Source organism: Micromonospora chalcea, from assembly GCF_002926165.1.
GTDB lineage: Bacteria > Actinomycetota > Actinomycetes > Mycobacteriales > Micromonosporaceae > Micromonospora > Micromonospora chalcea.
In genome coordinates, this window is the sequence record NZ_MAGP01000132.1 from 33,238 (window position 1) to 54,329 (window position 21,092).

A 21,092-nucleotide genomic window follows, 5' to 3' on the forward strand; every position below is an offset into this window, starting at 1 on the left:
CGCTACCGCCCGGGCGGACTCCCGATGATCTTCGGACCGTCCTCGGCGGGCCGCCGCACGTCCTGGTGGTAGTACGCCCGCAGTCCGGCCCGGGCGGCCGCCGGAGCCCCGAGCCAGCGGAGCAGGTTGCGGCCGTCACTGCGGGGCGAACTCCCCGGAACGAGATTGCCCAGGCCGAGCAGCGCTCCGACGAACGCGGCGCTGAACAGCGCCAGGCGCGTCGACACCGTTGCCGTGTGCGTCGCCACGACGACGAGCGCCGCGGCGGCGCCCAGGTTCGCCACCGGGCCGCCGAGATGGAACAGCGCCATCCGCAGCGGCAACGCCGGCATCGACGCCGACGGCCGGACCGACACCTCGTTGCGCCATCCGGTGAAGGGCGCGATGTGGACCGCGACGACCGGCAGGCGCAGCAGCTTCGCCGCGACGAGGTGGCCGCCCTCGTGCAGGGCGAGGTGCAGCCACAACGACAGGCAGGTGAGGCCGGCGGCGGCGATCGCACCCGTCAGGGACTCGGTGACGAGCAGCGCGAGCGCCATCGTCTCCACCGCCAGCAGCAGAGACGCGGCGACGAGCCGGCGGCGCAGCTTCACCGGGCGATGGTACGGCCTGATCGACCCATTGGGCGGCCCCGGAAATCGGATGCCTGGCCCGATCCATGATCAGCAGAATGAGGGCGTCCACCGGCGACGGGAGGTGACCGGCATGCCAGAGAGGCGTTAGTCCCGCGCATGGTGCGCGGGCGGCCGGAAGGGCGGTCGTCACATGGCCCGTACCGACATCCACCGACCCGAGCGTGTGCAGCAGCGGGATCCGTACCTGCGCGAATGGTTCACCGACATCCACCGGCACGGCTCCGGCCCGTGCGACCTGGCCGAGTTCCTCGCCGCGCCCGAGTGGATCCGCACCCGCTGCCACCGCGAGGTGTCGGCGCAGGCGCCCAACCTCTGCGGCTGCCGGCTCTGCACGTTCCAGTCCTGCCGCAGGCTCGGCCGCCGCCAGGAGCGCGTCGCCTGGCGTTCGATCCGCCGCCGGCTGCTCGCCGAGCACCGGGGCGGCGAGCGCGATCTCGACGTGCCCCCGATCCGCGGCAAGGCCTGGTAGCGGTCCGCCGGATCACCGATGAGTTCACATGTCCTGTCCGGTCTCAGCTGGTGCATCCGTTCGGATGCACCAGCTGATTCTTCAGGAGGACGAGAGCCATGAGCGTTGTCGACACCACTCCCCCGCCCGTCGCCCGTGGGCTGCACCGCACGCTGTGGGTGCTCCAGGGTTTCCTCGGCGTCTTCTTCATCGTCGCCTCGGCCGGCCCCAAGTTGTTCGGCGAGACGAACACCGTCCAGTCCTTCGAGGACATGGGCGCCGCGCCCTGGTTCCGCTATTTCATCGGCCTGGTGGAGCTGGCCGGTGGCATCGGGCTGCTGGTGCCGCGGCTCGCCGGCCCGGCCGCCGTCGGGCTGGCGCTGCTCATGGTCGGCGCCGCCATCACCCAGGCGTTCATCCTGGACGGCGGCGCGCTGGTCATCACCCCGGTGGTGCTGTTCTTCCTGTTCGTGTTCATCGCCTGGGGCCGGCGCGACTCGATAGGCCGCCTCTTCAGGCGATGAGCAGGCGGGTCCACCCGGGGTGCGGCCGGCGGCCGGTCACGGCGTCCAGCGCACCCCCGGGTTCACCCGCCCGAACCAGTCGAAGACGGCCATGTTGTCCCAGCCGTTCCCGGTGCCGTTGATGTTCGCCGGGTCCCAGCCGTTGCCGGGGACGGCGTACCAGGTCGGCTCCCAGTAGAAGACCCCGATGGCGCCGGCGTTGCGGGCGGTGTTCTGGACCCAGTCGAACTGCTGGGCCTGCCCGGCCCAGGTCGCGCTGATGCCGTCGCAGGTGACGTCGCCGATGACGTTCGGCTGGCCGTCCGCGTCGTCCCGGGTGAACGGGTACGCGGTCTCCACGATCACCACCGGCTTCCCGTAGCGGTTCCGCAGGTCGACGATGTTGTTGTAGAGGTTCGCCAGGCTGCCGTGCCACATGCAGTAGTACGACAGCGCGGTCATGTCCCACTGCACGCCCTGGGCGCGGATGCCGTCGTAGAACCAGCGGGCGTTGGCGTTGCTGTCGGCGTTGGCGGTGTGGATCATGACCGGGATGCCGCCGCCGCAGGCCTTCACCGCGTTGTAGCCCTGCTTCAGCAGGCCGGCCAGCGGGGCGAAGTCGTTGTTGACGACCTTCCCCTCGTTCCACAGCATCCCGACGTTGATCTCGTTGCCGATCTGCACGCTGTCCGGCAGCGTGCCCTGCCCGCGCAGGGCGGCGCAGACGTCGTACGTGAAGGCGTACACGTCGTTGCGCAGCTGGTTCAGGCTGTGGCCGGCCCAGGCGGCCGGCTTGTACTGCTTGCCGGGGTCGGCCCAGGTGTCGGAGTAGTGGAAGTCGATGAGGACCTTGAGGCCCTTCGCCTTGGCCGCTCTCGCCTGGACCAGCACCTTGCTCTTGTTGTTGTAGCCGCTGGCCGGGTTGTTCCAGACGCGCAGCCGGACGTAGTTGACGCCGGCGGACCTGAGGATGTCCAGCGGGTCACGGGCGACCCCGCCCGCGTCGTAGTACTTCGCCCCCAGGTCCAGGCTGCGCTGCAACGACGAGACGTCCGCGCCCCGCATGCTCAGCGTGTTCGCGGCGGCGACGGGCGCCGGCGTACCCCCGATCGTGGTGGTGAGGGCGAGGACGACGGCCGTGACGGCCCCGGCCAGGGCGCGGCGGCGGTGGCGTGTGGTCACAGGACTTCCTCTCAGCCGACTGTGCAGGGGGCGCCGTTGAGCGAGAAGCCGGTCGGCGGCGCGTCGCTGGCGCCCCACCGTCCCTGGAAGCCGAAGGTCGCGGATCCGTCCGGGGCGATGACGCGGTTCCAGTCGACGTTGCGGGCGGTCACCGTGGCGCCGGTCTGCCCGACCGTGGCGTTCCACGCGTTGGTGATCTGCTGGTCGCCGGGGAAGCCGAACGTGACGATCCAGCCGTCGACCGCCGCCGTCCCGGTGTTCTGGACCGTCACCGTGGCCACGAAGCCGCCGGCCCACTCGGACTGGTTCCGGTAGGTCACCCGGCAGGTCGAGGGCGGCGGTGGTGGCGGAGTGGTCGTCGTGGGCACGGTGACGGTGTTGGAGGCGATCGACACGTTGCCGGCGGCGTCCCGGGCCCGCACGTAGTACAGGGTGCGCAGCGGCGTCGACGGGGGCAGCGGCCCGGTGTACGTGGTCCCCGGCACGGTGGCGACGAGCGTCGAGGTGAACCAGCCGTCGAACCGGTAGACGTTGTACCCGAGCACGCCGACGTTGTCGGTCGACGGTGCCCAGGACAGCGTGGCGGTGGAGCCGGTCACCTCGCCGACTGTGAGGTTCTGCGGCGCGCTCGGCGGGGTGGTGTCCGGGCCGGTGTCGGTCACCGGGGTGACCACAGTCAGCGCGTCGGTGGCGGCCGAGCGGCGGCCGTCGCCGTCGCGGGCCGACACCCGGAACGAGTACTGCCGGCCCGGCTGGATGTAGTTGGTGATCGTGGTGGTGGTGACGTCGCCGAGGCTGAGGCTGTAGATCACGTCGTCGAACGCCTGGTAGTAGGTGATGTCGTACCCGACGACCGGGCAGCAGCCGCGCGTGGCGGCCGTCCAGGTGAGGGTGACCGAGGTGGTCCGCACCTGGGTGGCGGTCAGGTTCGTGGGCGGGCTCGGCGGGAACGGCGTGGTGCTGGGCGTGCTGGGCGTCGACGTGGGCGGCGAGACGGTCCCGGTCGGGTCCGCGACGGGCGCCGCGGCCCCGCCGGGCGCCGGTGCGACAGCGGGGTACGCGGCGCCGGCGCCCGCCGGCGGCACCGCGGTCAGGGCGGTGCCGAGCACCGCCGTGGACACCACGACGGCCGCCGGCAGACCCGGCCGCAGACGGCGCAGAAGTGAGGACGAGGAGACGGCAGCCATACGCCGACGATGCCGCCAACGAATCGATGATCGCCAACGTGTCCCACGCCTCGGTCGGGGCGGCCGGATGTCAGCGGCAGCGCCTGATTCGCCGTTTTGCACCGCCTATCTGAGCAATCAGCCACAATCGGAACGACAGGGTGGGCCGCTGCGGAACGGCCACCGCACGCACGAAGGCCGGACGGGAATCGGCGATGGCCACCTTCGAGTACCGCTGCCCGCAGGACGGCAGCTTCGACGTCGTGATGCCCGTCGGCACCGCGGGCCCGTCGACGAGCTGCCCCCGATGTGACGGCCCGGCGACCCGGGTGTTCTCCGCGCCCCGGCTCACCCGCACGCCCGCGGCGCTGCGCGAGGCCGTCGACCGGACCGAACGCAGCGCGGAACAGCCGGCGGTGGTCGGGCAGGTGCCCGGCCGTCGCCCGGCGCGCCGCTCGACGAACCCGGCCCACGCCCGACTGCCCCGATGGTGACCACGAGAAGGGCTCAAGACCGTGCCTGAACTGCTGTTCCCCCTCGACTCCACGAAGAGGTTCACCGACCAGGAGAAGGTCGGGCACAACCGCTGGCATCCCGACATCCCGCCCGTGGCGACGGTACGGCCCGGACAGTCGTTCCGCGTCCACTGCCGCGAGTGGTTCGACGGCGCGATCCACAACGACGACTCCGCCGAGGACATCCGGGACGCTCCGCTGACCCGGGTCCACGCGCTCAGCGGCCCGTTCGCCGTCGAGGGCGCCGAGCCGGGCGACCTGCTCATGATCGACATCCTCGACATGGGCCCGATCCCGCAGGAGTCCGGTCCGCTGGCCGGTCAGGGCTGGGGTTACACGGGCATCTTCCCCACCGGCAACGGCGGCGGCTTCCTGACCGAGCAGTTCCCCGACGCGTACAAGGCGGTCTGGGACTTCACCGGCCGCAAGGCCACCTCCCGGCACATCCCCGGGGTCTCGTTCACCGGGATCGCCCACCCGGGACTGATGGGCACCGCCCCGTCCGCGTCGCTGCTCGCGACCTGGAACCAGCGGGAGGGGGCGCTGATCGCCACCGCACCCGACCGGGTGCCGCCCCTGGCCCTGCCCCCCGAGCCGCAGGACGCGATCCTCGGCAGCCTCACCGGCGCCGACTTCGACCGGGTGGCCGCGGAGGCGGCGCGAACCGCGCCGCCACGGGAGAACGGCGGGAACCAGGACATCAAGAACTTCACCGTCGGCAGCCGGGTCTTCTACCCCGTGTACGTGCCGGGAGCCAACCTGTCCCTCGGCGACCTGCACTTCTCCCAGGGCGACGGAGAGATCACCTTCTGCGGCGCCATCGAGATGGGCGGCTTCGTCGACCTGCACGTCGACCTGATCAAGAACGGCATGCAGACGTACGGCGTCGCCGAGAACACGATCTTCATGCCGGGTGACACGCCGCCGCAGTACTCCCAGTGGCTGGCCTTCTCCGGGCTCTCGGTCACCCTCGACGGCGAACAGCGGTACCTCGACTCGCAGCTCGCCTACCAGCGCGCGTGCCTGCACGCCATCGACTACCTGACCCGCTTCGGCTACCAGCCGGAACAGGCGTACCTGCTGCTCGGCGCCGCACCGATCGAGGGCCGGCTCTCCGGCGTGGTGGACATCCCCAACTCCTGCGCGACCGTCTACCTGCCCACCGAGATCTTCGACTTCGACATCCGGCCCTCGGCGGCCGGTCCGACCCGGATCGACCCGGGCAAGGGCGCCCCGAAAGCCACCATGCCGTGAGCAGGTGACCCTCGTGCAGAAGTCATCCCTGACCGCACTGGCCCGCGAACAGCTGAAGCTCGCGCACGCCGCGCCCAACGGCCGCAGCAGCTCCACCGTCTACGGCGGCCACGAGCACAGGCTCCGCCAGACGGTGATCGCGCTGACCGCCGGCACACGTTGGAGGCGCTCGAGGACTCGGCGGTGCTGCTCACCGTCGCCAAGCGCTGACGATGCCACGGCGTCCCGGGCGAGCGGCGGCTAGCCGACCAGGGCCTGGGTGCCGAGGACGGTGAGCAGGGCGAGGCGGTCGGCGTCCTCGGTGCCGGGCTCGGCCGTGTAGATCATGATGCGCAGGTCGCTGCCCGCCACGGTGAGCACGTCGCAGTCCAGCGTCAGCGGGCCGACGTTCGGGTGGTCGATGGTCTTGCGGGCGGCCTCGTGGCGGCCGACCGCGCCGGACTTCCACAGTTTCGCAAACCGGTCGCTGCCGGCCCGCAGCTCCGCGATGAGCCGCCGGAGCCGCTGGTCGGCCGGGTAGCAATCCGCCGCCGCGCGCAGGTCGGCGACCAGCGCCATCTCGAACGCTCGCAGTGACTGCGGCGTGTGCCGGGCCCGGGTGCCCGGGCCCAGGAAATGCCGCCAGACCGCGTTGCGCTGGTGACCACGCCACCCGGACGGATCCCCCATCAACGCCGCATATGGCACGTTGGCCACGAGCAGCGTCCAGGACGCGTCGTAGACGGCGACGGGCGTACCGGCCAGCCGGTCCAGCATCCGCTGGACGCTCGGGGTGAGGTGCGCGGGCACCGTCTCCGCGCCCGGCGGCGCCAGCCCGGCCAGCCGGAACAGGTGGGCGCGCTCGGTCGCCGACAGTCGCAGAGCCCGGGCCAGGGCTTCGACCACCTGCCCCGACGGGTGGGACGCGCGGCCCTGTTCGAGCCGGGTGACGTAGTCCACGGAGACCCCGGCCAGCAGCGCCAGCTCTTCCCGACGCAGGCCGGCCGTACGCCGGTGCCCGCCGGCCGGCAGCCCGGCGGCTGCGGGCTGGACCCGGTCGCGCCAGCGGCGCACCGCCTGCCCGAACTCCGTCGCCATGCCCCCAGTGTGCGCCGCCGAGCTGGGGCGTTGCCTGGTACCGGCAGTCCCAGGAAAACCGGACGACTGGGTCACCGCGCCGCCGCGCCGCAGCATGGAGCCATGACCACGACATTGATCACCGGAGCGAACAAGGGACTCGGCTTCGAGACCGCCCGTCGGCTCGTCGCCGCCGGCCACACCGTCTACGTCGGCAGCCGGGACGCCGGACGCGGGCGCCGCGCCGCCGAGCTGCTGGGTGCCCGGGCCGTCCAGCTCGACGTCACCGACGGCGCGTCAGTGGCGGCCGCGGCGCGAGCCGTCGAGGCGGACGGAGGGCTGGACGTCCTGATCAACAACGCGGGCGTCGAGGGCCGGGGCACCGGCAACCGGGTGATCGGCGCCGCGGAGGTGACCGCCGACATGATGCGGGAGACGTTCGAGACGAACGTCTTCGGCACCGTCCGTGTCACAGGCGCGTTCCTGCCGCTGCTGCAGCGCTCGGCGGCCCCGGTCATCGTCAATCTCAGCAGCGGGCTGGCCTCGCTGACGCGGGTCACCGACCCGGTCACCCCGGCGTACGCGTACCCCGGTGTCGCCTACCCGGCCTCGAAGGCCGCGGTCAACATGATCACCGTGCAGTACGCGAAGGCGTTCCCGAACATGCGGATCAACGCGGTCGAGCCCGGTTTCACCAGGACCGACCTGAACGGGAACACCGGGATCCAGACCGTCGAGCAGGGCGCCGAGATCATCGTCCGGATGGCACTGGTCGGCCCCGACGGCCCCACCGGCGGCTACTTCGACGCCGAGGGCCCGCTCCCCTGGTAGACCGGCGGCCGACTGAGGCTGCCGTCAGGTCGCGGCGAGCGCCTTGGTGATGTTCCACTCGGCCAGGTCCAGCATCCACTTCCGGTCCGGGAAGTCGGTGTCCGCGATCCGTAGTGGCCCTTCGATCAAGGACAACGTCTGCGCGTATCGGTAGAGCTCCAGCCGGTGGGGATCGAGATCGACCGGGCGCAGCGCCGGGTACGACTCGCCGAAGCGCATCTGCAGCCAGGCATGATCCCATTCGACATCGAAGTACGTCAGCCCCTCGAAATCGATCATGACGGCCTCGCCGGCCGGCGTGACGAGCACGTGATCCGGGCCGAGTTCACCGTGCACCAGCCCGTACTCCACGCGCGGGGTGACCGCGCTCCTGAGGTGGCGTACGTGGGCGGTGATCCGGTGATGGGCGTCGGCCAGCCGGGCGTCGCGGGCCGCTGCCGCGTCGAGGTGGCCGAGCGCCCGGTCGACGATCACGTCCTCCGCGCGCCGCGTCTGGGACGCCTCACCTCGCGCGACGGCCGCGACCTTGCCGTAGTGCGGTCCGAAGGCGGTGTGCATGCGGCGCAGGGCATCGCCGAGCGCGGACAGCGGCCTGGCGGCGGTGGCCGGATCGTGTTCCAGCACCGCCTCCAGCCGTCGCGCGCCGGCGTCCTCGACGAGCGCGACGTCGGCGTCGAGGTGACGGCCGTCCCGGTCGATCATCATCAGATGCGGGACACGCACACCTGCCGCGGTGAGCGCCGCGTGGCTGGCGGCGAAGAGATCCGCGCCCGACGCATCGGTGAACGGGTCGTCCGGGATGGTCGGTGACGGGGGCCAGTAGTTCTCGTCCGCGGCCCACACGTACAGCATCACTGTTGTCCGGTCGTCCAGCCGGAGCCGGTAGACGCCCTTCTTGGTGCCGCCCGTCAGCCGGTCCAGGGCAGCGAGCCGCCGGTCGGAGCCGAACTGGTCCGACACGAGGTCGTGCAGATCGTCCGGCTGCAGGAAGGTCCGCGTCATGGCCGCCTCTCGTCAGATCGAGGCAGCCAGGCTGCCAGGCCGAGCAGCGGCACACAACCGAGTTGACGCAGCGGACTTCGCGGACCGGCCCGCCCCGGCGCTGACCGTGTTCGCGCTGCTGATGCAGGTCGGCTTCATCGATGGTGCCACCGAGCAGCCGGCGCTTCCGCAGATGTTGGAGCCGTCCGGCGGCAGCCCGGGCGGTGGCTGCGGGGATCCGCCCCGGCCGGCAGCCGGTGGACAGGACATGCCCAGGGTGTAGGCCGTCATGGACAACGAGCCGTAGGCGTAGCCGTCGACGAGGACCTCGGTGTCGGGGATGTCTCGCCCGGATCGGAGATCGAGTCTGCAGCCTGCCCATTCGGGCGGCTGCCGAGTGACTCCTTGCGATGGAATCATGATCAGGTGACGCCCTTCCACATCGATGTGCCCGAAGCCGTCCTGGACGACCTGCGGGCTCGGCTCTCGCGGACAAGGCTCGCGCCGGCCGCCCCAGGAGAGCCGTGGGGCGCCGGCACCGACCCTGCGTACCTGGCAGATCTGGTGCGGTACTGGCTCGACGGATTCGACTGGCGTGCGGTCGAGCGTGCCCTCAATCGGCACCCTCAGTTCGTCACCACGGTCCGAGGCGCGCCGGTCCACTTCGTTCATGTCCGCTCGGCATCGCCCGACGCCACGGCGCTGATCCTGACCCATGGCTGGCCCAGCACGTACACGGAGATGCTGCCCCTGGTGTCCCGGCTCGCAGACTTCGACCTCGTCATACCGAGCCTGCCGGGCTTCGTCTTCTCCGGGCCACTCGCCGAGGGCCCGACGACCGAGGCGGCTGTCGCGGACGTGTGGGCTGAGCTGATGACCCGTCTGGGCTACGACCGCTTCGGCGCCTACGGTGGCGACATCGGGTCCGGCGTGTCGACGTGGCTCGGCGCCCGTCACGCAGATCGGGTCATCGGGGTCTTCTCGCAGCACATCAAGTTCCCGCCGGCGGACCGCAGGGGCGACCTCAGCCCAGCCGAGGAGGCGTTCGTCGCCATGCTCGACGCGAAGGCCCAAGACGACTGGGGCTACGGAATCATCCAGGAGACACGGCCCGACACCCTTGCGGCCGCACTAAGCGACTCGCCGTCCGGACTGGCCGCATGGATCATCGAGAAGTACCAGCGCTGGAGCGACTGCGGCGGCGACATCTCCCGCCGGTTCGGCTTCGACGAGTTGCTGACCACCGTGATGCTGTACTGGGTGACCAACTGCATCGGCACGTCCTTCCGACCCTACCGTGACGACCGCCTGGCCCCACCACTGCCGATCGTCGCCGTGCCCGCCGGTATCACGGTCAGCGTGGAGGACGCCGGCCTGCCCCGGTCGTTCGCCGAACGCACCTACGCCAACCTCACCCACTGGCGCGAGCCCACCGTCGGCGGCCACTTCTTCGCCCAGGAAGAGCCCGACCTGCTCGCTGCAGACCTGCGCGCCTTCTTCAGCGCGCTGCGGTGATCCAGTAGCTCAACCGGCGGCACCGCCGACCCGGACCGGTACCTGGTGGTGCCAGCTGGCGCGCCGCAGGAGCCGGGTGGCCGCGATCGTCGCCGCCCACGTCGACCAGCTACGCGCCCACCGCTCGGAGATGGCGCGCGGGCATGCTGCGGCAGCCGGCGCGGAAACGACCAAAGAGGCCGCCGCCTCCGTCCGCCCGAAGGCAGGTGGAGGCGGCGGCCTCATCGCGTACGGGGTTATCAGGAGCGTCACGCTGAACAGCCCTCTGTCGCTCGTGCCGCCGAAGCTCCTGCGTGGACACATGATCGACCAGACGCAATTTCCGCACTGAGGAGCTTCCTGCTGCCTCGTCCTGTCCAGTTGTCGCGCACGGGCGAAGGACCTGAATCTTGACTAAGGGAACCCGGCCTCGTACAGTGTCCAGACATCCAAAAATTTAAGACTATGTCTCTCAACGGGGGTTGGGTGTTCCATGGCTCGAAAAGAAGGCCGTAGTAGGTCAGTTGGCACCGTAATCGCATTAACCGCTTTGATGCCTGCGGTCGCTTTGATGCCGACGACGCCGTCGTTCGCTGCCGAGATTCCATGCAGCTCAACCTTGTCACCAAGCGAGATCAAGTCGGTCGGCACTTCTTGCCAATTGGCTTCGGACACCGTCGTCCGAGTCGCCGAGGGTCTCGAGGTTGCAGTTCCGGAGCCAGGCATGGTCGCCATCGTGCAGGTTCTGCGGACGCCCGGCTCGACGGGCCCGAGCGCTGCTTCTGTCTATCGGGCGACCGACGGTCAGCTGGCGTTGCAGATCGACGAGACGCCCGCGCTTGGATCCACTGCCACAGCGGGCGCTCTCAAGCGCATCCTCGCCAAACGCGCAGAACCAGCCACCAAGCACCCAGAACCAGCCGGGGCAGCGAAGACTCAGTCATCTGGGCTCGCAGCTGTGCCTGCGTACTGCGGAAGCTCCTACGAATACAACTTCAGCGGCGGCGTATGGCAGCAATCTGTGTTTCCGTGGACCTACAACAGCCGGTCGCAGCCGGCCTCGGACGCGCTTCAAGCCATCAAGTACGGCTTCCAATTCATAACTGACACTTCTTCCGCATGCGGCACGTACTACACGTTCGCCTTCGCCGACTATCGAGGGTCAACCACCCGCTACACGTGGGGAACGAGGGACAACGGAAATGTAGTCGGATGGGCCGGATTTGATCCGGACATCTTGGGAGCCACCTACTCGTGGGTCGACGGCTCCGGCCTCAGGGTAGAGGTCGACATAGCATTCAACAACCGGGTCACGAACTGGTTCACCGGCCTTTCCGGGACTGTCCCTGCGGGGCGTTTCGACCTCATCTCCGTTGCCACGCATGAGGCTGGGCACGGCTTTGGCTTGGCGCACTACACGGGCAGCTCTTATCCGGTGATGTTCCCGACGCTCGGCACGGGAGTGAATAAGCGAGTCAAGCGAAGCGGTGATCTTACCGGGATGGGCACCTTGTACTGACAGGCAAGCCGTAGTACTCCGGCGTCGCTCGACTTCGGCGTTGGGTGTGGCGAGCCATGAGGACGGCCACCGCACGTTCATCGATGGTCTGAGGACCGCCGATGAACGTGCGGTGGCCGTGTGCCACAGTCGGCTACAGATCCCTGCCGGCCGCCGTTGTGGACCACCCGCGAGTTGGTCAGGCTCGGGTGCGCTGCCGCTGCCGGGTCGACACGACCGCGACGACAGCCATCAGGACCGCGACGACCAGGGACGGCAGGGCGTCCGGCCGGCGCAGCAACTCCCCCGTCAACCCGCTGTTGTCCAACTGGTGGAGCGTACCCAGCAGGAGGGTGGGGACGACGGCGATCAGCAGCCGCTGGTCGGCCGTGGCCACCCACAGGAATGCGGCAATCCCGGCGACGACCATGACGGCGACGACGATCCGCGGACCGGCGTCGGCCATGCGGAGGCCGCCCGCGGGGATGAGATGCAGGGCGAGGATGCCGGCGGTGACCAGGACGGCGTTGGCCCGGGGCGCCGGCGGCACGTCCGCCGGACGCCGCAGCCCCAGCACGATCAGCGGCGTGGCGACGACCGGCGCCCACCACTGCGGCAGGCCGTTGAGGAACAGGTACTGCGAGATCACGGTCGGCACCACCGCCGCGGTCACCGCCAGAACGGCGGCGGTACGGGCGCGGCCCGCGACGAGCGCCACCAGCGCGGCGATCAGCGCGATCTCGTGGATGCCCTGATTCCGCAGGACGGTCAGAGGGTCCGAGAGTCCGCCGAACTGGAACGCCTCGACGATGTCGTCCAGGCCGATGAGGACACCCAGCGCCAGCACCGCGAGGGCGCCGAGGTGGATGCCCTGCCAGAACAGCACGGCGGTGGGCCGGGGCGCGGTGCCGCCGCCGTACACCCGCAGGCCGCCCCGGACGAGCGAGGCAGCCTCCCGGGCGCTGGGCCAGCGGCGGGTGGTGGGTTCGTCGCCGATCAGCGTGTCGATCAGCTCGTCGGCGCGTTCGCGGCGGTAGTCGGCGGGGTAGGCCCGCAGCAGCATCCGGTAGCGCTTCTCCAGGACATCGGAACTCATGCTGGTCTGATCCTCGCGGTAGAAGGGTGACGGGCACTTGCCTGCGATTGGACCCGGCGCGGCAGGCGATCCATGACCACCCGGGCGGCCTGGGCGAGCCGGTCGGCCTCTTCGGTGAGTACGAGACAGCCCTCGTCGGTGAGCCGGTAGTAGCGACGGGCACGCCCGTTGACGATCTCCTCACCGTCGGCGGTGACGAGGCCCTCGCCGAGCAGCCGGTCGATCACGGAGTACAGCGACCCGGCGGCGAGGGTCACCCGCCCGTCGGACAGCTCTTTGACCCGCTTGATCACGGCATAGCCGTGGAGCGGCCCGCCGAGCAGAGCGGCGAGGACGAAGTACGACGGTTCCCGTAGCGCGGGACGCGAAGCCGATCCCATGAGCCGAATATACAACCAACTTGAGTATCCGTCCAAGGTGACTGTTCACAGTGACCCTTGCCCAAATTATCTTAATGATTAAGGTAATTGCATGAGCACATCGACGGACTTCTCGGTGGCGATCGCCGGCGCCGGCCTCTCCGGCCTCTGCCTCGCCCAGTACCTGACGCGCGCCGGCATCGACGTGCACGTCTACGAGCGGGACCCGGGCCCCTTCATCCGGCGGCAGGGTTACCGGATCATTCTCGACCGGTACGGGCTGGAGGCGCTTCGCGAGAGCCTGCCCCGCTCGCTCTACCACCTGGCGCTGGCCACCGGCGACGAGCCCGGCGGTCACCTGCGCTTCACCAACAGCCGGCTGCGGGACGCCTTCACCATCACGTTCAAGGACGAGCCGGGCGCGACCCGCCAGGTCGACCGGCTGACCCTGCGGTCGATCCTGCAGTCCGGGTTGAACGGGCGCATCCACTACGGCAAGGACGCCGTCGCGGTGGAGAGCGGCGGCCCGGCAGGGCTTCGACTGCGGTTCTCCGACGGCGAGGCCGCTGCGGCAACCGTCGTGGTGGGCGCGGACGGCGTCGGCTCGGCCCTGCGACCACAGCTCATGCCGGACGCGGACCCGGCGAACACCTCGATGGCGGGGATCTACGGCCGCTCTCCCCTGCTACGCAACGGCGAGAGCGTCATCCCCGACGCACTGCGTACCAGCGGGGTCCTGGCCATCGCCGACCGGCCCGGCAGCGCCTTCTTCTTCACCTCCATGCGGTTCGGCGAGAGCCCGCAGGCGGCGTTCGCACGCCTGGCCCCGGGCAACTACGCGCCCAGCGGCGACGACTACGTCATGTGGGGCCTGCTGCTCCGGCAGGAGGAACTGCCGGCCGACGTCCGCGGGAACCTGCTGGCGCTGTGGAAACTGGCCGACCGATTGAGTACGGACTTCCATCCGCTCATCCGGCGCCTGGTCGACACCGCCGAGCTGGACGCCACGGTGCTCAACCTCTTCGCCACCGGCCGACGGCCGCACCGGTGGGCGGTGCCACGGGCCACGATGATGGGTGACGCCGTACACGTCATGCCACCGTTCGGCGCCCACGGCGGCAACACCGCGCTCCGCGACGCCGCCCTGCTCGGCCGCCGGCTGGTCGAGGCGCGGGCGGGCGCCACCTCGGCGGAGGAGGCGATCGCCGCCTACCAGGACGAGATGACGGACTACGCCTTCCGCGCCGTCGACACCGCCTCCGGACTGATGCGCCGCCTCACCGGGGGCGCGGCCGCGCCACACTGGGTGCTGACCCGCGTGCTACCTCGGCTGCACCGGGTCACCGTGCCGGAGGCATGATTGCCCGCATGTCCCACGATCCGGCCCGCGCCTCCGCGATCACCGACCTCATGCGCGCCGGGCGGGAGACGTCGCGGCTGTCCATGGTGTTCCGGTACGCCATCGCGGAGCGGCTGGGCCTCGCCGTGAGCGACCTGGAGTGCCTGGACTACCTGGCGGACATCGGCTCCGCCACCGCGGGGCAGATCGCCGAGCGGACCAGCCTCACCACCGGTGCGGTCACCAGCATGCTCCGCCGGCTCCAGCAGGCCGGTTACGTGACGGCCGAGCGCGACCCGGCAGACCGGCGGCGTGTCGTCGTCACCATACGGCCGGAACGGATCGCCGACCTGGAGCGGCCGTACGAGCGTTTCGCCGAGCGGGCGGAACGGCTCGTCGAGGGCTACAGCGCCGAGGAGGTCCGGCTGCTGGTCCGGCACCACGACCGCCTGCAGGCGATGTACCTCGCCGAGTTGGACCACCTCCGCGACGGCGACACCGAGTAGCCCGGCCGTCGCCCGTGACGACGGCGCGCCGATGGGCTCCCTTGGGAAGTCGTCCAACCTGCCGGGGAGCGGCAGTCATCACCTGTGAGGTGGGACGCTCTCCATTTGATTGCCGACGTAGACCTCCACCAACTCCCCCACCGTCCGGGGGAAGATCTCGTCCTCCAACGCGAGGAAGGGATCAAATCCCATCGACTGTTCGAGCCGCGTAACGAGGACGGCGAAGGCGAGACTGTCCAAGCCGCTGTCGGCCAGGCCGCTCTGCAGGCTGACGTCGCCGTCCTCGCCCCCTTCCTCTTTGATCAGCTTGACCACTTCACGAAGAACGATCTCCGCTACACGTTCCCGCTCGAGCACTGCGCCACCTTCCCTACGTGTTTGTCCGTCCACATTTCCGGTCCGGGCCTCATGCGGTGGAGCCGCCGTCCACGGTGATCAGCGTTCCGGTCACACCGGCGGCATCCGGGGAAAGAAGGTAGGTCACTGCGGCGGCCACTTCGTCGAGACGTGCGAACCGGCCGATCGGACTGCGCCCCTTGATGCGCGCCTGGCTCTCCGCCCCCAGGGCGCCGGTCATCTCGGTGTCAAGGAAGCCCGGCGCCACCGCATTGACCGTCACGCCGCGCCGCCCTACGTCGCGGGCCAGCGAACGGGTGAACCCCTCCAAACCCGCTTTCGCCGCCCCGTAGACGGACAGACCGCGGAATCCCGTCGAGGCAACGATCGAGGAGACGTTGACGACGCGTCCCCGGCCCGCTGAGATCATCGAGCGGACAAGATGCTTCGTCAGAACCATCGGCGACACAAGGTCGAGTTGCACTGTTTCCCAGATGGTTCTGTCCTTCACCAGCGGCAGGAGACCGTCGGTGCCGCGAGCGGCGTTGTTCACCAACGCGTAGGGGGCGCCGTGCGCCTCCACGATTGCACGTGCCAGGCCGGGCAAGGACTCCAGATCACTCAAGTCGGCACGGACGTGGACATAGCCCGGACCCACCTCGTCCGGGTCGACCTCGCGGCGGGCCAGGCCCACCACCCGGTATCCGTCGCTGCCGAGCCGCCGGGCCACCGCCCGCCCCAGGCCACTGCTGGTTCCGGTCACTACCGCGTACGGGCAGTCGCCGCGGGATTCCGCCTCGTTCACGCTCTGCTGACCTTTCCGGTGGGCGACAAGAAGAACTCGGTTACCGCGGTGATCGAGGCAGGAGTATGCGACCGGGGCAGATGGTCGGCGACGAATGACCGCAGGGCCGACTGCAGTTCGTCGGGGTCGAGCCCACTGCCGAGAGGCGAAGGCACAACCCGGGCGGTCAGGATCCAGCCCGTGATCGGGCTGCGCCTGGGCGTCACCACGGCATCATGTACTGCGGGATGCCGCCGGATCAGCTCCTCGACCCGCTCCGGCGAGACCTTGTCCCCTCCGACGTTCACCGTCTGCGACTTCCGGCCGACGAAGTAGACCCGGTCACCGCGAGGCTCGACGAGGTCGCCCGTGCAGACGAATCCGTCCGGCTGCGCCGTGCTGCTTCCCGGCGCCCGGACGAACAGGACGCCGTCGCGGATCTCCAGTGCCACACGGCCGGGAGCCGGCTCGAGAAAATGCCGGGGGAAACCTTCCCTGCCGTCGCTCACCGAGAAGGCGGCGCCGGCCTCGGTGGACGCGTAGACATGCGTGACGCGCGCATCGAACCGCCGCCGCAACGCATTGATCAGCGACTGTGTCGCGATCTCACCACCCAGCGTGATCTGTTGCAGCCGGAGGTCGTCACAGGCCCTGCTGCGCAGAATCATCCGCCACATCGTCGGAGTCGCGGACAGTGCGTCGACGCCGGCTCCGGCGAACAGCTGGAGGCGCTCGTCGAGCCCGGCGGCGTGGTGGGCGTCCACCAGGGTGTCGCCGTGGATCGCCTGGAGGACGACCTGGATGCCCGCCATCCGGGTGGGAGAGAACAGGAGACCCCACCGCCGCTGCTCGCGGTCGCCGGGATTCCGCGCCGGGCGTACCGGGCGAATCCGCCGCGTCAGCGAGTCGAGACTGTGGTCGGTCGGGGTGGGCGTCCCCGTCGTGCCTGAGGAGAAGACACGCCAGAGCGTACGCACGTCGGTGCTCGCGTCCCCGGCCGACAGTTCGCCGTGGGATGCGTGGCCGGCAGCTGGGGCAGCATCCCCGGCCTCGCGCAGGACCACCGCCTCCGCCGAGCCAACGGTCGGACTCAGGTCACCCACGAACTCGACCCGGGCGGCCCAGCCCTCGAGTGCGACGATGGCTGAGGCGACCAGGCGGGAACTCTGCCCCACCAGGGCCACGGTCGCACCCCGGGGTACGCGACGTCGCAGGCCGAGAACGTCAGCGTGCAGGTCGTGCGAGGTGAGCGGCGGAGACCGGCCGTCGATGACGACCGGACGACCGACGGCAGCGGCCCCCGCTCCGCCGCGCGTCCCGTCATGGTCTGCGACTTCCACCTCAGGACCGTTCATCCTGCTCCCTCACTGCACCGCGGGCCCGGCGCCCGACCGGGGCGGATCGACCGGAGCGTGAACTCGTAGAAAATCCTGCCGTCTTCGGTGACGCACGGATGAGCCGCGAACATGCCCTCGCGACTCGCGCGACGTAGCACCCGGTTACTGCCGGACCCGCAGCAGAACGCCTTGTACTCGGGCGTGAAGAAGAGGTCGGACAACAGGGCCATGGCCGGGTCGAGAATCTTGACCTCCCCGTCGGTGTCCACGAGCCGTACCCAGGAATGCAGGCCCAGGCGTGCGCCTCCGAAGATGTAACCCGACTCCTGCTCGGCCGCCACACCACGGTCCAGCAGTTCAGACATCAGTACCTGGCACAGCGAGTCGCAGTCGCCGACGCCCCGGTGCCTGGTGCCGGCGACATCGGAGGACAGGGTCATGGGTGTGAAGTGGAAGCGGTACCGCCGCAGCAGGTCGTCCCAGACCTCCCGCACCCTCGGATCTCGCACCGTGGCGGTGTTCCCGGTCAGTTCGACCCTGCCGCGCCACTCCGCCCTCCCGGCCTGGATCTCTTCATGCTGCCACTGCACGTCCGGTAGGACAGGCGCGCTCCACTCGGACGACGGGCAGTGCTCCGCGCGGGGACACTGGGCCCAGCCGACGATCTCGTAGGCCCGCGCGGAGACCCAGTCCGCGCCGTACGACTTCAGCATCCTCGCGAAGAAGATCATGATCCGCTCCGGACTGCTGCGTCCGGTGCCGCTGAGCAGGCCAACGTTCCACACGTCGCAGTAGTCGTGTCGGCCGTCCTCCTCCACGAGGCCGGCGGCAACCAGTTGCGCCAGTTCCTCGGGCGTACACCGCAAGGTGTCCAGCGCCTCGGCCCTGCTGATCCACACCCGGTGCTCGGGTGGAGTCGGCACGACGTCCCGCAGCCCTCCGAGGAGACTCATCCGAGGGCTCCGAGAGACTGGACGACGGAATCGGCGTGGCGGCCGATGTGTTCGCACATCAGTGACCGGAGCTTTCATATCGTGAGAGCCCGTACCGGAAGACGGTCGTCCCGATCCACAGGCAGTAGATGGCGACGACCGGCGTCAGCAGCCCCAGCCAACGAGCCGGCCCGTGCGCGAGGACAGCCGCGGCGGGGAAGAAGCTCATGAACGCATAGGGCAGGACGACGGTAAGGGTGATCCGGACCCCAAGGCCGTAGATGGTGACCGGAAAACGAGCCAGTTCCCCGAAGCTGTGCATGGAGAACGCGAACATGGAGTACGGGGAACGCAACCAGAAGGCGGCGCAGTTCGTGAGGAGGTTGAGCCCGATCTTCACACCGGCCGCCGCAACCACGAGCAGCAGCCCGAGCGCGACGCGACCGACGTTCCAACTGACGTCGACGTGCCGCACCGCGGCGATCAGCAGACCGGTGCCGAGGACGAGATTGCCCAGTCCGTTCATTCCCACCGCGGAGCTGAGCACCTGGAGGACCGGTGGATAGGGCCGCAACAGCATCGCGTCCAGCTGTCCGAAGTTGACAGTCACCGCGAGAGTCCAGGCTCCCTGCGCGACCAGCACGCTCAGCCCTTCCGCGACGACCACGAGCGCGTAGATGAGCACGACTTCCCAGAACTGCCAGCCGTTGATCTCCGGGATGCTCCGGAAGATCGCCCACAGGAAGACCACGCCGACGGCCTGCACGAGAACTGCCGACAGGCTCATGATCCAGAAGTCGGCCTCGTACTGGAGAGTGGCGCGCACCTGGGCACCGAGCAGACGGCGGTAGAGCCACAGCGCTCGTCGTGCTTCAGCCACCATGGACCGTCAGCTTCCGAGCGGCGGCCGACCACATCAACCGCGCCAGCCACCACAGCGCGACCGCCCAGGCCGCCTGCACCAGCACGGCGGTCGTCGCGTCGCTGCCGTCCAGTGAGCCGGTGTAGAGCAGCGCCGGGGTCGACGCCATTCCGACGAACGGCAGGTACGTGGCGATGACCCGCATCCACTCGGGCAGGAAGGCCAGCGGTACGAGTGCCCCGGAGAACAGCGTGATCAGGGCGATCCGGGCGGCCTGCACACCCACGTAGTTCTGTGTCCAGAAGACGAGCAGGCCGCTCAGGTAGACGATTCCGAACCGCAGGGGCAGCACCAGCAAGGCGGACAGGATGAACAGCGGCACGGTGTCCCGGTCCGGCGGCGGCATGCCGCCGAAGATCGCGGCGGCTGCCAGGACGACCACGATCGCCGTGCCGGCTTCGTAGACGGCGAACCCGACGCTCTCGGCCAGGCGCGACCACTGGTAGTCGACCGGCCGAACCAGGTCCATGGCCACGTCGCCCTGCTGGATGCGGTTGGCCATTCGATAGTCGGTATAGCTGGACACCAGCGAACCGACGACGAACGCCACCAGCAGGTACGCCTTCATCTGCGGCCAGTCGAATCCTTGCCGAGGGCCGGCGGCGAGTGCCGAGCGCCACAGGTACAGCATGGACAGGACCCCGAACGCCGAGGCCAGCATGCCGAAGAGGAAGCTCGTCTGATAGGCGAGAAGGCTCTTCAGCGCCATCCGGGCCATGCTCCGATAGGCACGTATCCGGCGTGATCGGGTATCAGCCGGCAACGGCACCGCACCGGCGGTCACGAATGTCATGACACGGTCTCCCGATCGACCCCGCCGTCGGGCTCGGGCCGCAACTGCCCCGCGTACACCTTCCGGACGACCGTCTCGATGGCCGGCTCGTCGATGTGCATGTCGACGATCTCCGCCTCGGCGAGCACTGCCGCCAGCACCTCTCGCGCGCCGAGCGTCATCCGGTCGAAGGTGACCGTGAGCTCGCGGTCGTCCGACCCCGCGCGGACCTGAGCGCCCGGCAGTCGCGCGGCGATCCGATCGACGCCCGGCAAGCCGGCGGCCAGCTCGAAGGACATCGACCGCTCGCGGACATGGGTGTCCTTCACCGACTGCAGGTCACCGTCGTACACCACACGTCCCGCGTCGATGATCACGATGCGCCGGCAGATGTCCTCGATGTCGGCGAGGTCGTGGGTGGTGAGCATGACCGTCGTCCCGTCCGCCACCAGCCGACGCACGAAGGAACGCACCCGGTCCTTCACCGCGATGTCCAAGCCGATCGTCGGCTCGTCCAGGTAGACGATCCGGGGTTCGTGGAGCAGCGCCGCGGCGAGGTCGGCCCGCATGCGCTGCCCCAGCGACAACTTACGGGCGACCACCGGGAGAAGGTCGGCCAAGCCGAGGACGTCGTCGAGGCGGGCCAGTGTCTCCCGGTACCGCGCGGCGCCCAGACCGTGCATGTCCCGCAGCAGTTCGAGCGAGTCACGTACGGGCAGGTCCCACCACAGCTGCGTTCGCTGCCCGAAGACGACGCCGACGCGTCGCGCGTTCTCCACCCTCGCCCGGTACGGCACCAAGCCGTCGACGAGGACCTGTCCAGCCGTCGGAACCAGGATCCCGGAAAGCATCTTCACCGTGGTGGACTTGCCGGCGCCGTTCGGACCGACGTAGGCCACTGCCTCGCCCTGTGCCACAGACAGATCGATGCCGTCCACAGCGACGTGCTCGGAGAATCTACGCTGGAGCAGGTGCCGGAGGGAACCGCGTAGCCCCGGCGCCTTCTCCGGCTTGCGGAAGACCTTACGCAGTCCTGCGACTTGGATCAATGTCACCGGACGAGCATGCACCATTTCCATCGCCGCGCCAACCACCTTGCCCCGCACGGATGCCAGCGATAGCCTTCGACGCGAGCCCCTCTCTGAA

Annotated in this window: 24 protein-coding genes; 10 read left to right on the forward strand and 14 right to left on the reverse strand. The window is 69.7% G+C overall.

Going from position 1 to position 21,092, the window contains the following annotated elements:
• Window positions 1-2 precede the first annotated feature (2 nt).
• Window positions 3-593: a hypothetical protein gene (locus BAW75_RS21585; RefSeq protein ID WP_223201166.1), complete on the reverse strand. Its 591-nt coding sequence runs from the start codon at window positions 591-593 to the stop codon at window positions 3-5.
• A 172-nt stretch (window positions 594-765) separates the two neighbouring features.
• Between BAW75_RS21585 and BAW75_RS21590 the strand changes: the two genes are divergently transcribed.
• Both BAW75_RS21590 and BAW75_RS21595 read left to right on the forward strand, forming a co-directional pair.
• Entirely contained in the window at window positions 766-1,104 is a 339-nt protein-coding gene (locus BAW75_RS21590) for a hypothetical protein (RefSeq protein ID WP_104114702.1), read from the forward strand.
• Between the two features lie 98 nt (window positions 1,105-1,202).
• Window positions 1,203-1,607, forward strand: a complete 405-nt coding sequence (locus tag BAW75_RS21595; RefSeq protein WP_104114703.1) for a DoxX family protein — start codon at window positions 1,203-1,205, stop codon at window positions 1,605-1,607.
• A gap of 36 nt (window positions 1,608-1,643) precedes the next feature.
• Here BAW75_RS21595 and BAW75_RS21600 read toward each other — a convergent pair whose 3' ends face one another.
• Both BAW75_RS21600 and BAW75_RS21605 read right to left on the reverse strand, forming a co-directional pair.
• Window positions 1,644-2,768 (reverse strand): glycoside hydrolase family 53 protein, encoded by a 1,125-nt coding sequence (locus tag BAW75_RS21600; protein ID WP_104114704.1) that lies wholly within the window; start codon window positions 2,766-2,768, stop codon window positions 1,644-1,646.
• 11 nt (window positions 2,769-2,779) lie between these two features.
• A complete protein-coding gene (locus BAW75_RS21605) occupies window positions 2,780-3,955 on the reverse strand; it encodes a cellulose binding domain-containing protein (RefSeq protein WP_043325296.1) in 1,176 nt (391 codons plus the stop codon).
• 194 nt (window positions 3,956-4,149) lie between these two features.
• Here BAW75_RS21605 and BAW75_RS21610 point away from each other — a divergent pair, with 194 nt between their 5' ends.
• Both BAW75_RS21610 and fmdA read left to right on the forward strand, forming a co-directional pair.
• Window positions 4,150-4,428, forward strand: a complete 279-nt coding sequence (locus tag BAW75_RS21610) for a zinc ribbon domain-containing protein (RefSeq protein WP_104114705.1) — start codon at window positions 4,150-4,152, stop codon at window positions 4,426-4,428.
• A 21-nt stretch (window positions 4,429-4,449) separates the two neighbouring features.
• Window positions 4,450-5,703 carry a formamidase gene (fmdA, locus tag BAW75_RS21615; protein WP_104114706.1) on the forward strand — a complete coding sequence of 418 codons (1,254 nt, stop codon included), beginning with the start codon at window positions 4,450-4,452 and terminating at the stop codon, window positions 5,701-5,703.
• Window positions 5,704-5,943: 240 nt separating this feature from the next.
• On the opposite strand, the gene BAW75_RS21625 is transcribed toward fmdA, so the two are convergent.
• Complete coding sequence (locus BAW75_RS21625; RefSeq protein WP_104114707.1) at window positions 5,944-6,780, reverse strand: helix-turn-helix transcriptional regulator; 837 nt, start codon at window positions 6,778-6,780, stop codon at window positions 5,944-5,946.
• Between the two features lie 102 nt (window positions 6,781-6,882).
• Between BAW75_RS21625 and BAW75_RS21630 the strand changes: the two genes are divergently transcribed.
• Window positions 6,883-7,590: an SDR family NAD(P)-dependent oxidoreductase gene (locus tag BAW75_RS21630; protein ID WP_104114708.1), complete on the forward strand. Its 708-nt coding sequence runs from the start codon at window positions 6,883-6,885 to the stop codon at window positions 7,588-7,590.
• 24 nt (window positions 7,591-7,614) lie between these two features.
• Here BAW75_RS21630 and BAW75_RS21635 read toward each other — a convergent pair whose 3' ends face one another.
• Window positions 7,615-8,592: a phosphotransferase family protein gene (locus tag BAW75_RS21635; RefSeq protein WP_104114709.1), complete on the reverse strand. Its 978-nt coding sequence runs from the start codon at window positions 8,590-8,592 to the stop codon at window positions 7,615-7,617.
• Between the two features lie 405 nt (window positions 8,593-8,997).
• Here BAW75_RS21635 and BAW75_RS21645 point away from each other — a divergent pair, with 405 nt between their 5' ends.
• From BAW75_RS21645 to BAW75_RS32120, 3 genes are all read left to right on the forward strand, one after another.
• The gene (locus BAW75_RS21645) at window positions 8,998-10,086 is read left to right on the forward strand and encodes an epoxide hydrolase family protein (protein WP_064447354.1); all 1,089 of its coding nucleotides are present in this window, start codon (window positions 8,998-9,000) and stop codon (window positions 10,084-10,086) included.
• Between the two features lie 76 nt (window positions 10,087-10,162).
• On the forward strand, window positions 10,163-10,417 hold the full coding sequence (locus BAW75_RS21650; RefSeq protein WP_104114710.1) for a hypothetical protein: 255 nt from the start codon (window positions 10,163-10,165) through the stop codon (window positions 10,415-10,417).
• A 219-nt stretch (window positions 10,418-10,636) separates the two neighbouring features.
• Entirely contained in the window at window positions 10,637-11,584 is a 948-nt protein-coding gene (locus BAW75_RS32120) for a matrixin family metalloprotease (RefSeq protein ID WP_146074879.1), read from the forward strand.
• Window positions 11,585-11,762: 178 nt separating this feature from the next.
• On the opposite strand, the gene BAW75_RS21660 is transcribed toward BAW75_RS32120, so the two are convergent.
• Together BAW75_RS21660 and BAW75_RS21665 are read right to left on the reverse strand one after the other, a co-directional pair.
• Entirely contained in the window at window positions 11,763-12,659 is an 897-nt protein-coding gene (locus BAW75_RS21660; RefSeq protein ID WP_104114712.1) for a hypothetical protein, read from the reverse strand.
• Window positions 12,656-13,039, reverse strand: a complete 384-nt coding sequence (locus BAW75_RS21665; RefSeq protein WP_043325311.1) for a PadR family transcriptional regulator — start codon at window positions 13,037-13,039, stop codon at window positions 12,656-12,658. Before BAW75_RS21665 ends, BAW75_RS21660 begins: the two co-directional genes overlap by 4 nt.
• A 91-nt stretch (window positions 13,040-13,130) precedes the next feature.
• Between BAW75_RS21665 and BAW75_RS21670 the strand changes: the two genes are divergently transcribed.
• Together BAW75_RS21670 and BAW75_RS21675 are read left to right on the forward strand one after the other, a co-directional pair.
• Window positions 13,131-14,378, forward strand: a complete 1,248-nt coding sequence (locus tag BAW75_RS21670) for an FAD-dependent oxidoreductase (RefSeq protein ID WP_043325312.1) — start codon at window positions 13,131-13,133, stop codon at window positions 14,376-14,378.
• A gap of 8 nt (window positions 14,379-14,386) precedes the next feature.
• Window positions 14,387-14,863: a MarR family transcriptional regulator gene (locus BAW75_RS21675; protein ID WP_231915556.1), complete on the forward strand. Its 477-nt coding sequence runs from the start codon at window positions 14,387-14,389 to the stop codon at window positions 14,861-14,863.
• Window positions 14,864-14,941: 78 nt separating this feature from the next.
• Here the strand turns inward: BAW75_RS21675 and BAW75_RS21680 are convergent, their stop codons facing one another.
• The 7 genes from BAW75_RS21680 to BAW75_RS21710 form a co-directional block, all read right to left on the reverse strand.
• Window positions 14,942-15,220, reverse strand: a complete 279-nt coding sequence (locus BAW75_RS21680) for a phosphopantetheine-binding protein (RefSeq protein ID WP_158559989.1) — start codon at window positions 15,218-15,220, stop codon at window positions 14,942-14,944.
• A gap of 49 nt (window positions 15,221-15,269) precedes the next feature.
• On the reverse strand, window positions 15,270-16,004 hold the full coding sequence (locus BAW75_RS21685; RefSeq protein WP_104114713.1) for an SDR family NAD(P)-dependent oxidoreductase: 735 nt from the start codon (window positions 16,002-16,004) through the stop codon (window positions 15,270-15,272).
• Window positions 16,001-17,338 carry an AMP-binding protein gene (locus tag BAW75_RS21690; RefSeq protein ID WP_104114714.1) on the reverse strand — a complete coding sequence of 446 codons (1,338 nt, stop codon included), beginning with the start codon at window positions 17,336-17,338 and terminating at the stop codon, window positions 16,001-16,003. The genes BAW75_RS21685 and BAW75_RS21690 overlap by 4 nt, the downstream gene beginning before the upstream one ends.
• Entirely contained in the window at window positions 17,335-18,219 is an 885-nt protein-coding gene (locus tag BAW75_RS21695; RefSeq protein ID WP_104114715.1) for a hypothetical protein, read from the reverse strand. The genes BAW75_RS21690 and BAW75_RS21695 overlap by 4 nt, the downstream gene beginning before the upstream one ends.
• A 112-nt stretch (window positions 18,220-18,331) precedes the next feature.
• Entirely contained in the window at window positions 18,332-19,135 is an 804-nt protein-coding gene (locus tag BAW75_RS21700) for an ABC transporter permease (protein WP_064447346.1), read from the reverse strand.
• Window positions 19,125-19,883 carry an ABC transporter permease gene (locus tag BAW75_RS21705; RefSeq protein WP_244206208.1) on the reverse strand — a complete coding sequence of 253 codons (759 nt, stop codon included), beginning with the start codon at window positions 19,881-19,883 and terminating at the stop codon, window positions 19,125-19,127. Before BAW75_RS21705 ends, BAW75_RS21700 begins: the two co-directional genes overlap by 11 nt.
• An 80-nt stretch (window positions 19,884-19,963) precedes the next feature.
• A complete protein-coding gene (locus tag BAW75_RS21710) occupies window positions 19,964-21,052 on the reverse strand; it encodes an ABC transporter ATP-binding protein (protein WP_244206209.1) in 1,089 nt (362 codons plus the stop codon).
• Window positions 21,053-21,092: the final 40 nt, after the last annotated feature.